Source organism: Neobacillus sp. C211, assembly GCF_051842875.1.
In the GTDB taxonomy this organism is placed as follows: Bacteria; Bacillota; Bacilli; order Bacillales; family Cytobacillaceae; genus Neobacillus.
In genome coordinates this window covers 29,427-42,884 of record NZ_JBPXRO010000021.1, presented here as the reverse complement: position 1 = coordinate 42,884, position 13,458 = coordinate 29,427, and the positions used below count along the sequence as shown (strand labels likewise).

The following is a 13,458-nucleotide window of genomic DNA, read 5'->3' as shown; positions in this document are numbered from 1 at the left end:
CTTATTCATTCTTTGTTTTAGGGTCCAGCACATCACGTAAACCATCTCCAACTAAGTTGAAAGCCAAAACAGTTAAAAAGATGGCAATACCGGGCATCATGACTACATGTGTGGAGGTACCTAAATAATCACGCCCAAGACTCAGCATCGCTCCCCAATCCGGCGTCTCCGGGCTTGCACCTAAACCAAGGAAGCTTAAACTAGATGCAGCCAAAATCGCTGTTCCGATTCTCATCGAAATAAATACGATTAAACTACCAAGGGTTTCAGGAAGTATATGCTGAAACATTATCCTAAAATGGGAGGCTCCCATTGATTTGGCTGCCTCTACAAAGACCGTTTCTTTTGCCTCAAGCGTTGCTCCTCTTACAAGTCTTGCAAAGGATGGGACACTAAAAATGGCTACCGCTATCACCACATTGTTTAAGCCAGGCCCTAGGATAGCAACAATGGCAATAGCTAATAAGATATCCGGAAAAGCAAACATGACATCACTTGATCGCATGATAAGGCGATCTAACCAGCCGCCAAAATATCCACTGATAAGTCCTAAAAGAGTTCCTCCGATGGCTCCCAAAAATACAGAAAGAAAACTAACCGTCAACGAAATTCTTGCACCTGCCAGCAATCGGCTAAAAATGTCCCGGCCATATTCATCCGTTCCAGCTATGTGTTCCTTGCTAGGGCCTTGCAGCATGACATTATAGTCAGGTTTATAAGGATCATAGGGTGCCATGTAAGGTCCAATAGCAGCTATGATAATTAACAAGAGAATAAATAGGCTTGCCCAGAACGCGGTCTTTTGTCTTTTCCAATTCTTCCAAAAATCTTTAAGAGGTGAATACTTTTTTTCTATGATTCTAGTATTAGTCTGATTGACTGCTTTCGATATTTCCATAACTGCCCTCCTTTAAGCTGCGTATCGAATTTTAGGATTGAGATAACTGTATAAAATATCAACAATTAAATTGACGAGAATAAATTCAACAGAGAATAATAATAATTCTGCCTGAATGACGGGATAATCCCTAAAGGCAATAGAATCAATTAATAAACGACCCATTCCTGGAAAACTAAAAACCGTTTCTACCACTACAGATCCACCTAATAAAAATCCAAACTGCAGCCCTGCAATGGTAACAACCGGAATTAACGAGTTTCTGAGCGCATGTTTGGGAATCACAACAGACTCCTTTAGCCCCTTCGCACGTCCCGTTCGGATAAAATCAGCTTTGAGCGTTTCGAGTAATGAGGACCTCGTAAAACGAGCAAGCATCGACATAATCCCTGCGCCTAGCGTTAATGAAGGTAAAATATAGCTTTTCCATCCTTCTGCGCCGCCTGTTGGAAACCATCCCAGCTGTACGGAGAAAATTTGAATGAGGATTAATCCTAACCAAAAACCTGGTAACGAGATTCCAGAAACTGCCGCAACCATCCCTAGATAATCCGGCCATTTATTTTTAAAAACAGCTGAAAACGTTCCAATCAATAAACCGATTACTAAAGCCCATACCATGCTCGCTAATGTTAAAAAAATAGACGGCATAAAACGGTCGACAAACATATCAGATACGGGTAGTTTTGTATTTAGAGATGTTCCTAAATTACCTTGAAATAAATGACTCATATAGGTAACATATTGCTCCCATATGGGTTGATTGAGTCCAAGTTCTGCTTGAATCTTGGTTACCTCTTCTAATGTGGCATCTTTTCCTGCAACTAAACGAGCAGGGTCTCCCGGAATTAAGTGGGTAAAAAGGAAGATTAATATCGAAACGATAAATAGGATTGGAATCATTTCAAGAATTCTTTTAACAATATATTGGAGCATAATTGATTACCCCTTTCTAACAAAATCCAATAGTCAAATCTCCCTGCTGGAAAAGGCTTTTCTTCCGAAGGTTATTTGTTCTTGATGGCCCTAAAAAAGAAGGAAAGAAGCTTCGGGAACCAACCCTCCGCCTCTTTAATTACGAGAAATTTCTACTTAATATTTGCATTAGTAACGTCAATTCCACCATCTGGCGTAATGTTCACACCTTCAACATTTGCTCTCTTACCATCTAGAATTTCATCCACACCTAGGAAAATCCATGGAGCATCTTTATAGATGGTCGATTGAATATTACTATAGATTTCTGCCAGTTTCGTGGTATCTCCCGTTTTATTCACTTCCTCAATCCATTTGTCTATTTGGTCATTTTTATAATAAGCAGTATTAGCACCATCCGGAGGGAAGGAGCCGCCATAAAATAGCGGTTTCGTTGCATTAGTGGTATCGGATGGGTATGCTGACCAACTTACGTACCACATCTGCAGCTTTGCATCCTCAGGTTTTTGTGCTCTGAAAATTTCGTCTGATAGGGTACCTTCTTCCATTGATTTAATTTGTAAATCTACACCAATCGCTTTTAATTGCTGCTGGATAAACTGCATCCCTTTCATCGTATCGGAATTGGTATTCCCCCAAATTTCTGCTTTAAAGCCCTTTTTATACCCTGCGTCTTTTAGCAACTGTTTTGCTTTTTCAATATTTTGTTTATATTCTTCCTGTTTTGTGTAATAAAGTGTTTTACTAGGAATAATCGAGTCTAATGGCAATCCCAATCCTGCGTTCACTACATTAATAAAAGCATCCTTATCTACCGCATAGTTTAATGCTTGGCGGACACGAGGATCATTAAACGGTTTTTTCATGGTATTAATCGATACATAACGAGCAATGGTAGAAGGGATTTTTTCGACTTTAACAGCATCATTGCTCTCTAATTCTTTTAAGTTTTGACTTGGTAACGGATAGATTACTTGAGCTTCCCCTGTTTTTAACATGGCTACCCGTGAACCGTTTTCCGGAACTGGCTTATAAGTGATTTTCTTGACACGGTCGGCTTTTTCCCAATAACCATCAAATCGTTCTACTGTTAAATGGTCTCCCTGAACCCATTCCACAAACTTAAATGGTCCTGTACCGACTGGATTTTTACCGATTTTATCTTTTCCCTCAGCCAGCAGCTTAGGGCTAAGAATCTTTGCGGATACAAATCGTGTTAACATCCCAGCATAAGGATCTTTTAGAGTAATTTTTATTTCATAATCATTGATAGTCTGGATGTTTGTGATAAGGTTAAACCCACGGCTATTTAAACGCAGGCTATCGTCCTTCATGATTCGTTCAAAGTTCGCTTTTACTGCCGCTGCATTAAATTGTTCCCCATCGTGGAACTTTACACCTTTTCGTAATTTAAACGTGTATTCCAACGCATTGTCACTGACACTATACGCTTCAGCTAATTTTGGGGTAATTTTTCCATCTGCATCAAATCCTAAAAGACCTTCGAGCATAGCTGATTGTACGGAATTAGAATTGGTATCACCTGTATTATGCGGATCCATTGAAATAAAATTTTCATTTACTGCGATCACCATTTCTTTGTCTTCTTTTTTGCTGCCTTCTTTCTTTTCTCCGCTACTTTCTTTACTAGAACACCCAACAACCAACACTGCCGAGATTACAACTACCAGCAGCATTTTCCAAAAATGTGCCTTTCTCAATTGATTTCCCCCTTTGATTATTTTTCCAGGTATTTCGGTCTTGTTGTGATATTCTCAGCTATACCCTTGATAGAATATGATTTTGATTCCTTCTATCTTCTTCTTGGTAGTACAGAACAATGGATAGAATTAATCTTTAATCCGAGTGAATAGTTTTTTTCACGATGTTTGTAATTAGCATAAAATTCACTGCCAATCTTGCTTTTTTTACTTATTTTATAATTAATTTCTCCAGTGGTGAAATTAATATGATAAAAAATTTTAAACCTATTAAATTTCCTTTTATGTAACGTTATTACTAAATAGATATTTTAAAGCTTCACTGCTAGGTTGAGATTATTATATCTTTCGTCAGAAACATTTTCAATACATTTTCTAAAAAATTTAAATTTTAAAAATGTTCTAATTACGTATATTCATTATTCAAAAAGATGCTTTTAGTGTTGAAAAAAGAGAAACCACCTGGCCTCTACTATCAGGCAGATCTAAGGTGGTTTCTTGTCTTTATTCTTTCATTTTCCACAATCTAAAAACCTATCAATCTTCGACAAATTCCGTGGCGTGAGAGGCACTGGAATCTAATTAAGGCTTCACACTTATGATCGTGGTCCAGCCGCTATACACCTTGGTTTTGCCAACCATTCTATAGGCTCTTAATTTATAATAATAAGTCCTTCCTCTTGTTAAACCACTGTTCGTGTAATATAAGGAAGTGGTACTTTTTAGAAGAGTATAGGTTCCTGAGCTCGATGTAGCTCTGTAAAGTTCATAACCACTGGCGCCTGCTACAGCACTCCATGTCAGCTTAAAGCTGGTCGAACTTACTCTAGCTGCTTTGAAGTTAGCCGGAACAGATGGTAGAGGTTTTGCAAAAACAACAGCCGATAAATTACTATAAACCTTCGTACTTCCGACCATGCGGTAGGCTCTAATTTTATAGTAATATGGTGTATTTGTAACAAGCCCTGAATTATTAAAACTTGTGGATGTGGTTGACCCTGCATAATAATAAGACCCCGTACTTGAGGTTGCCCGATATACCTCATATCCGCTTGCGCCACTAACAGCTGTCCAGCTCGTTTTGATACTATTATAAGCCGATGATGTTGCCTTGGCTGAAGATGGTGTCGCAAGGACTGGTTTGGCAGAAACTACAGAACTATAACCACTATAGACTGATGGTGTTACAGTTTTATAGGCTCTAACCTTATAATAATAAGCCGTCCCCGTATTCAGAGATGTGCTGCTATATGACGTACTCGACGTAGACGCTATTTTTGTATAAGTCCCCGTGCTGGATGTCGATCGATAAATCTCATATCCTGAGGCGCCGCTAACGGCTGACCAAGATAAGTTCACGCTATTGTAAGTACTTGCCACGGCCTTCAAATTCGCTGGTGATGCAAGTGTTACAGTGATTTGGCGTGTAACAGTCGTTTCATTCCCTGACGAGTCCGTAACAGTATACGTCAGCGTGTATACGCCGGGAGTCTTACTGTTGACTAAACCATTAATTTTTATGGCACTTGTCACATCTCCATCTGAGTTATCCCTTGCAGTTACGCCAACTCTTGGATCAAACGTTGTGTTCACATAAATCGTCTTCGATGTTGCCCCTGAAATGACTGGTTTTATGTTATCAACAATGGGTGGGGTCGTATATTGTCTGTTTAAAACAGTACCGGGATAGTAGAAAGATAAAATGTCCTTGTACAGGATACCGGCAGCTGCACGGTGATTAGCACCATATTGACTTAAACCAACACCATGTCCGTTCCCAAAGCCTGAAAACACAAAAGCATCGTTGGTTTCGTTGATGGAAAACAAATTGCTCTTCAAGTCTCTTGAACCGACCTTCTTAGGGTCGTTTGTGCCGATGATTGTTCGCATATCGTCTGCAAGCTGGTTATCGATACTTGCGGTTTGAAGTTCAAGTTCCCCATTTGAATTGAAAACGTCTTTTACAAAAAAATCGAGCGATAGATTACTTTTTGTAAATCGACCGCTTTCGGTAGGATTGGTAAAGGAAACCTTTGGGATGGCCACAATTTTGATTTGTTTACCACTCAATCCTGATAGATTTTTCATCATCCATTTTTTAATGTTGTTTGAGTACATGGCATCTATTTCATTGGAAGAATCCCACCAGCTGCCTGGATTTTTGAGGTCCAATGAAGTGACATCCATTTGCTGTTTATGCAAGGTAGCATCCCAAGTAAAGGTTGTATCATACTCGTCGGTTTGAACCTTAAAATACGGAAGGGATTCTGGGTACCAGACATTAAATAGTTTTTCCGTCTTTCCACCGTTAGAGGCAGAGAAAACAGCATTAATGACATTCCCACCGTAGGTTAAGATTTCACCTTCTGTCGCGTCAACTGCCTCAGATGATCTAGGATGTAAGCTTGTCACGCCTCCATATACCTGAAAAGCGGTAGTATCATTGATCACCTGGTTCAAACGAAAATACGCATAGGTTCGGGCTGAAACCGCCTGTGCCTTTAGGGCTTCCATCGGCCAAAGCGCAGGCATTTCATCCGGGACAACACTCTTTACATAATCTTCAAGATTAATAGTGTTAATCGGCCTGACATATTGTTTATCTTCAACCGTAAAAAGAAAACTGCCAGCGTATTCACGATTATTGATGACGGCATGATCATTACTTTTAACCGGTGTGATTGATAATTCACTCCCGGAGGCTAATTCAATCGTTCCATCATATAATCCAAGTGTTTCATTCTCTACCTTCACTGAATAACCTCGCTCACTAGTTAATAGATTCGCGGAATCGCCGTTTAAGTAGTAGCTGCCCACTATGTTTAATGAAATACTTGACTGATTACCTAATAAATTTCTTAACTTTACTTGAACCTGTGGTTCTGTCGCAATCGTTTCTGCCTTTTTATAACTTGGAACTATCCCCAAGCAGATAACGAATACAATTAAGTAGATTAATAGTTTTTTCATAAGAAAATCCTCTCTCTTTGTTTCATATCTTAATAATACTTCTTTTTCTACCATATTTCCTCATTTGTCCTAAAAAATAGGAATCCCTTTTTTGGGATCCCTATCTAATGTTTTAAGAACTAGCAAATACATCAAGCATCATCGTTTTCATTTCAGCTAACACTTTCATTCTACCATTTTCCACCAATCAGAACCTTCCATCTTCGACAAATGACGATTACATTCTTCCTAATTAAACGTTTGATTGAAAGTGCCACAAACCCTTTGGAAACGCGATCTTTAGCCTCAATTCCAGAGAATTTCTTGTAGAAGAAAAGCTCTGCTTTCTTCTCAAATACTACAAAGCTAGCCAATAAAAATGGCTTTCTACAATCATCGACGGGTTCTTCCAAGTTGGCATGTTAATCAAACGATTGTGTAAAAATAGGATTAATCCCGTTGTTTAAAGCTTTCCCTCTTGATTTAGGTAAAATAATTGTCGGTGATCGACAAGATTTTAATAGATTATTCCTCCAGATTAGCAATAATGATCATTTTCGTCTAAATACTGCCTTCTTTGGCAAATACCTTGTTTTTCTCCTTTTACACAAACGATTGGTTAAAATTCGCCTCAGCACCCGTCATGACTGGATTTATCACTTAAAATACCTGAAAAGAATGTCGATTGCTGTCTCCAACCATTCCTTTTTGAAAAAGGAACCCAAGTGGGGATCTGAAATAGGATATTTTGTTTGCGAAACTATACGATTTGTTTACGAAACCGAGCCATTTGTTTGAATAAATTTTTCGAACAATCTAAAGTATCATCATTTCGAAACGGTTTTATCTACCTTCATTGTTGTAATTAGCAATTGAACTGTAATGATTAACATTAAAATCAAAATTACAGCGCTCAGATAGTATTGAATATTAGGTTTATATCCATATTTACTGAATAGAAAAAAAGATACGATCAACAAAAAAGATAAAAACAGCTCAAAAATTAATGTAATAATAAAAAAGAGTACATAAGGAATAACAATCTCTTTGTGAGAAACGTGTTTTAAAGTTAATCCCTCCCAACATAAGTCTGCTAATTTATTTATTTTCCTCATTGGTACCACTCCTATTAATCCCAACTCAAATCAATTGCGTCAATTAAAGAATATATAAATATGACCAATTATTTCCTTATCATTAGAAAAATAAACTATTACTTTTCATTTATTGTATTTGCGTTGGTTTTATGGTGGTACCTCTAATTTAAAAATAGGTATTAATACTGATAAATATTTTTATTGCGCTAAAGAAACTTTAAGCACAACAAAAAGGTTTCGCGGGGAGCGAAACCTTTTTTGTTAACAGAGTTCATATTATTCTAATCTTGATGTAAATTAAATATTCTAGCCTACTTTACTTTCTTCTATGGCATGCTGCCAACTTGGGTAGTAATACAAAGCACTCCGCATTAAATCAGGATAAAGTTGTTTTACCTCTTTTTTACGTAGAGAATCACCTTGGTTCTGTAACTTCTGGATCTGAGTAATGACTTCCTTTGATGTAAATGGAACATCCATTTTTCATTCCTCCCTTTCCAAGTTATCTTTACTAGTTTCCCCCTTGGCTAACAATATAAAACCTGAAAACAAAACTTTTTGATCTTTTTGTTGATTGCTTCTTGCAGTTGCTGCTCCCAGTCCGTCTGTTTTTCTTTTATTTACATTCCTCCTTTATTGTAGAAATGGCATTACCACTTCCCTATCTAATTTATCCACTTGGTGTGGACTTTCAGTGAAGAAAATATGAAAAAATTATGAAATGTTATCCTTATGCAGATTGTATTGGGGCAAAAATATCGAAAGTTATTAAAATGGGATTGGAAATACTATTGTAATATAAACGCCACGGACGTAAAGGATTTAACATCTCCCTGTTCTTTGTTTCAGAAAATTCTATGTTACGATGATAAAAACTTAGCAACCAAAGAACATGGAGGGTAAAAGAATGCTTAAAAAAATTATTTCAATTATAGCAGTTGCTGTACTCTCAGTAACTGTAAGTGCTAATGTACAAGCTGCAACCGTAACAGTACAAAAAGGGGATACCCTTTGGGATCTATCACGCGCAAATAATACATCTTTAGAAAATATACAAAAGTTGAATCATCTTACTACGGACCTTATTCACCCTGGAGATGAACTAACCATTGCACCGGAAAAACATTATGATGTTAAGCAAGGTGATACACTATGGGACATAGCCATGGATTATCAGGTAACTGTTCCGCAACTTAAAGAATGGAACCAATTAACTACCGACCTCATCCATCCTGGATTAAATCTATTAATCTATGAAGGTTTAAATACTACTAATACTAAGGTTGTAATAGAAAAACAAACGAAACCTGCTGCACATACAGCATCAGTAAAGCCTGCAGCGCAGGAACCAAAGGAAAGTGAACCTGTGGTAGAAGCTGCATCAACTACTAATACAAGTTCAAGGGAAATTACCGTGAAGGCTACAGCCTATACGGCTTCATGTGAGGGATGTTCCGGTACTACCGCTACTGGTATTAACCTTAAAGCAAACCCAAATGCAAAGGTCATCGCAGTTGACCCATCTGTTATTCCGCTTGGAAGTAAAGTTTATGTAGAAGGCTATGGAAATGCAATCGCTGGAGATACTGGCGGAGCCATTAAAGGAAATCGAATTGATATCTTTATTCCTTCTAATCAAGATGCGATCAACTTTGGAGTAAAACAATTAAAGGTAACAATATTAAACTAACATGCCAAAAACCAGACAATCCTGAAGATCTCTATTTACGTAAAAAACACTGCAACTCCCTTTATTTATCAAGGGGTTGCAGTGTTTTTATATTACCTTTGTTGATTCATTACCATATTTTGTGATTTAGCCAAATAATATGAAAACACTCGACATGAAATATAAAAAACCGGCAACGTCATAACGAATCGTCGCCGGTTTTATTATTACTTACCTTCTAATTCTGTTTTAATACTTTCTAATGTCTTACCTTTATATTGCTTTATTGCTTTTGGAGCGTTATAAATGCTTCGTTTGCCTAGGTCCATAATTTGGTGTCAGCCATCACACCACATCAAGCATTTTGTATTGGGCTTTCACTAATTCATAATAAACTCCTTGTTTAGCCATCAGAGTGTCATGGTTTCCCTGCTCAAGAATTTTTCCATGATCAAGCACCAAGATTTTGTCGGCTTCCCTGATCGTCGATAACCTGTGCGCAATCATAATCGCTGTTCTTCCTTTTAATAACGTTCTTAATGCCTTTTGAATCTTGACCTCTGTTTCCGTGTCAATACTTGCGGTGGCTTCATCCAAAATGAGAATTTTCGGCCTAGCGAGAAGGGCTCTGGCGAAAGAAAGTAGCTGGCGCTCACCCACAGACAAGATATTGCCCCGCTCTTCCACCTCCGTTTGGTAGCCATTGGCAAGCTGGTTAATAAACGAATCGGCTCCTACTACCTTCGCTGCAGCGATCACATCCTCGTCACTTGCTTTCGGATTTCCAAAACGAATATTTTCCAAAATCGTTCCTGAAAAGATAAACGTTTCCTGCAGAACCACACCAATTTGCGAACGAAGGCTGGCAATCGACAATTCGTGAATGGGATGGTCATCGATTTTTACAACACCTGAGGTAGCATCATAAAAGCGGCTGATCAAGTTGGCAATTGTCGTTTTCCCGGAGCCCGTATGTCCCACAAGCGCGACCGTCTCCCCCGATTTTATGGAAAAAGAAATACCGTTTAACGCCCTCCGTGAGGCATCATAGGAAAACTCCACATCCTCAAAATCAATCTGCCCTTTAATAGAAGGGAGAACCAACGGGTTTGAAGCCTCCGCCACAATCGGCCTTTCATCTAAAAACTCAAAAATCCGCTCCGAAGACGCCATCCCGATCAGCAGCTGATTATACAGCTGACCAAGACGTGAAATCGGCTCCCAGAACATCCCTAAGTAAAAGGCAAAGGATACAAACTCCCCGATTGTACTTTCACCGCCCGCGACAAGAAAAGCCCCGTACCAGATGAGAATGGCCGTCCCGATAGCATTGGTGATCTCGACAAACGGTCCAAACATGGCATTTTTATGGACAGCTTGTTTCCAAGTTTCAAAGTTTTCCTGGTTGACTCCCTTAAAAAATTGAATGTTTTCTTTTTCTTGGGTAAAGGCCTGTGTGACGCGAATTCCTTGAATACTTTCATTTAAATGGGAATTAAGCTTCGACTGGACGAGCCGAACCGATTGCCACTGCAGCCGGATTTTTTTTCGCAGGCTGGTGGAGATGAAAAACATAATCGGCAAAATCACCATAATCGCAACCGTTAATTTTGCATTCAAAGAAAATAAGATAATAATCGTCGCAAGCAATAGGAGAAAATCGGTTAATAGATTAATAACACCACTTGTAAACAACTCCTGCAATGAATTAATATCATTCATAATCCGTACAAGAATCGACCCGCCCGAACGCTGGTCGAAGAACCTGTGCGATAGGGACTGCACATGTGTAAACAAATGCTTCCGCAAATCATAAATGACATTTTGCCCAAGCTTGTTCATCCAACGGATTCTTAGCAAATTGACAAAATAGGATAAAACATATAGCCCTGAAATGATGAAAATCAGCTGGAGTAATAAGGTTGTATCTTTTTCAACAAGCGCCTTGTCAAGTGTATAGACGCCAATTAAAATCGGTATGATTAAACGGATGGATGTTGAAATGATCACAGCCATAAATGAAAGGGGCAGTAAATTTTTCGTATAGGGCTTTAAGTATTGCAGCAAGCGCCACATCTGATTCCAGTTAAACGATTTATCAATCACTTCATCCTGAGAGTAATGAAACCGCTCGAGGATTAGTTGTTTCTTTCGTTTTTCCTCCATGTTTTCACTTACCCTCCCGTCTTTTGCATAATGGCTGTCTGATCTTGATATTGAATGTTGTAGATGCGCCGGTACGCTCCATCATGGGCAAGCAGCTGTTCGTGTGTACCACGTTCGATGATTCTTCCCTGATCCACCACCAATATTTCATCGGCATGCTTTAGTGATGAAATACGATGGGCAATAATAAGCGTCGTTCTTCCCTTCATGACCTCGCGGAGGGCCTTTTGAATTTGAAATTCGGTTTCCATATCGACCGCACTTGTTGAATCATCTAAAATGAGAATCGCAGGATTCATACAGATGGCTCGTGCAATCGCAATCCGTTGTTTTTGCCCCCCGGAGAGCCCCATCCCCCGTTCTCCTAGCTTCGTGTCATATCCTTCAGGCAGCTCCATAATAAAATCATGGGCCTGCGCCCGTTTGGCCGCATTGATAATTTCCTCCATCTCCGCATCCGGCCTTCCGTAAGCGATATTTGCCTTGATGGTGGATGAAAACAGAAAGGTCTCCTGTAATACAACGCCAATTTGCGAACGCAGCATTTTCAACCCATATTCCTGAATAGGACGATCATCAATCCGAATTTCACCTGCAGTCGGTTCGTAAAAGCGGGACAGAAGCTGAATGATGCTTGTTTTCCCGGAACCTGTTGCGCCAATAAGCCCAATTGTTGTCCCTGGAAGCACGGAAAAAGTAATCTCCTTGAGCGCTTCTGACTCCTCCGTTCGATAGTGGAACGTGACCTGATTGAAGGCCACCTTGCCTTCCATTCTGCCGGTACTCCTGATGTCATCGCCGTCAATAATCGTTTCATCCGCTTCCAATACTTCCAGAAGCCTCTCACCGGAAGCTTTTGCCTGGGAGAACATATTGATGGTGAATCCCAGGTTCATAATCGGCCAAATAATATACCAAACAAGACTGTAAAAGGCGACAAGCTCCCCAGGCTTTAAGGCTCCATTGATCACTAGAAATCCGCCATATGCCAGTAGGGCGACAACGGAAATATTGCCGATCAGCTCCATCAGTGGGAAATATTTCGACCATACCCCCGACGTATATAGCTGTTTGGTCCTGTACTCTTGATTGGAGGAGTTAAAGCGCTTCATTTCCTCCTTTTCTTTGGACAGGGCTTTAACCGTATGGATCCCGTTAATATTCTCCTGCACCATTGTATTTAAGCGGCCGAACGATTCGCGAATCCCGCGGAATGCCGGATGGACGGCTCTGTCGAACTTATAAACCACCACACTTAAAAAAGGCAGCGACATCATCGTGACCAGAGTCAGGGAGACGGAATAATAGAGCATCACACAAAGACTGGTGCCCACGACAATGATAAAGCGAAGGACCTCGCAAAAACCGAAGGATACAAAAAAACGAAAGCCTTCCACATCCGCGGTTAAACGAGACATTAAATCCCCTGTCTTTGCGTTATCATAATAGCTGAACGATAGCCGCTGCAGTTTTTCATATAAGGCATTTCTAAGCATAAACACGGATTTAATGCCGAACATATCCGCCAAATAATGCTGGATGAAAGTAGAGAAGGCTTTTACCGCCATGAGCGCGATAAACCCCAGGGCAATCCATGGCACCCAGTCATATTGCCGGCCAAGCACAACGTCATCAATGGTTACCTGCAAAATGACCGGATAGATGACTGTAATGGCTGCGACAATCAGCATAAAGAGCAGCGACCAGATGAAATCCCTTTTAAAAGGAAGATAAAACGACTTTAACTTTTTTAAAACGAACATTTTTTCCTCCTTATGAAACCTATAAATTTACATGCCTTACATTTATATAGATTTAAGTTAGAAATATTTCGAAAATCGTTTAATTAGGTTGTTTAAATTTTGATAAACTCCACCTCCTTTTATGCCATAAACCAGCAACCATGTAAGCCTTTCCATTATTTTAGCAGTACACTCCCCTCCGTCCTATTGGCAAAAACATAGATTCATTGGTTAAAATAAAGTCTTTTGCCCACAAAAAAAAACGTACCACCCTTCTACG

General features: G+C 39.4%; 9 protein-coding genes. 1 reads left to right on the top strand and 8 read right to left on the bottom strand.

The window, feature by feature from the left end; genetic code table 11:
• Position 1 precedes the first annotated feature (1 nt).
• The 6 genes from ACSU6B_RS18855 to ACSU6B_RS18830 form a co-directional block, all read right to left on the bottom strand.
• Positions 2-898 (bottom strand): ABC transporter permease, encoded by an 897-nt coding sequence (locus ACSU6B_RS18855; protein ID WP_410887616.1) that lies wholly within the window; start codon positions 896-898, stop codon positions 2-4.
• Positions 899-910: 12 nt separating this feature from the next.
• Positions 911-1,834, bottom strand: coding sequence for a nickel ABC transporter permease (gene nikB, locus ACSU6B_RS18850; RefSeq protein ID WP_410887614.1), 924 nt, complete (start codon positions 1,832-1,834; stop codon positions 911-913).
• Between the two features lie 152 nt (positions 1,835-1,986).
• Positions 1,987-3,555 carry a glutathione ABC transporter substrate-binding protein gene (locus tag ACSU6B_RS18845; protein WP_410887612.1) on the bottom strand — a complete coding sequence of 523 codons (1,569 nt, stop codon included), beginning with the start codon at positions 3,553-3,555 and terminating at the stop codon, positions 1,987-1,989.
• Positions 3,556-4,137: 582 nt separating this feature from the next.
• The gene (locus ACSU6B_RS18840; RefSeq protein WP_410887610.1) at positions 4,138-6,525 is read right to left on the bottom strand and encodes a SpoIID/LytB domain-containing protein; all 2,388 of its coding nucleotides are present in this window, start codon (positions 6,523-6,525) and stop codon (positions 4,138-4,140) included.
• 170 nt (positions 6,526-6,695) lie between these two features.
• Positions 6,696-6,878, bottom strand: coding sequence for a hypothetical protein (locus ACSU6B_RS18835; RefSeq protein ID WP_410887608.1), 183 nt, complete (start codon positions 6,876-6,878; stop codon positions 6,696-6,698).
• Between the two features lie 1,029 nt (positions 6,879-7,907).
• Positions 7,908-8,081 carry a hypothetical protein gene (locus ACSU6B_RS18830; RefSeq protein ID WP_168241086.1) on the bottom strand — a complete coding sequence of 58 codons (174 nt, stop codon included), beginning with the start codon at positions 8,079-8,081 and terminating at the stop codon, positions 7,908-7,910.
• Between the two features lie 427 nt (positions 8,082-8,508).
• Between ACSU6B_RS18830 and ACSU6B_RS18825 the strand changes: the two genes are divergently transcribed.
• A complete protein-coding gene (locus tag ACSU6B_RS18825; RefSeq protein WP_410887606.1) occupies positions 8,509-9,291 on the top strand; it encodes a LysM peptidoglycan-binding and 3D domain-containing protein in 783 nt (260 codons plus the stop codon).
• Between the two features lie 324 nt (positions 9,292-9,615).
• On the opposite strand, the gene ACSU6B_RS18820 is transcribed toward ACSU6B_RS18825, so the two are convergent.
• Both ACSU6B_RS18820 and ACSU6B_RS18815 read right to left on the bottom strand, forming a co-directional pair.
• The gene (locus ACSU6B_RS18820; RefSeq protein ID WP_410887604.1) at positions 9,616-11,436 is read right to left on the bottom strand and encodes an ABC transporter ATP-binding protein; all 1,821 of its coding nucleotides are present in this window, start codon (positions 11,434-11,436) and stop codon (positions 9,616-9,618) included.
• An 8-nt stretch (positions 11,437-11,444) separates the two neighbouring features.
• The gene (locus ACSU6B_RS18815) at positions 11,445-13,199 is read right to left on the bottom strand and encodes an ABC transporter ATP-binding protein (RefSeq protein ID WP_410887602.1); all 1,755 of its coding nucleotides are present in this window, start codon (positions 13,197-13,199) and stop codon (positions 11,445-11,447) included.
• Between the last annotated feature and the right edge of the window lie 259 nt (positions 13,200-13,458).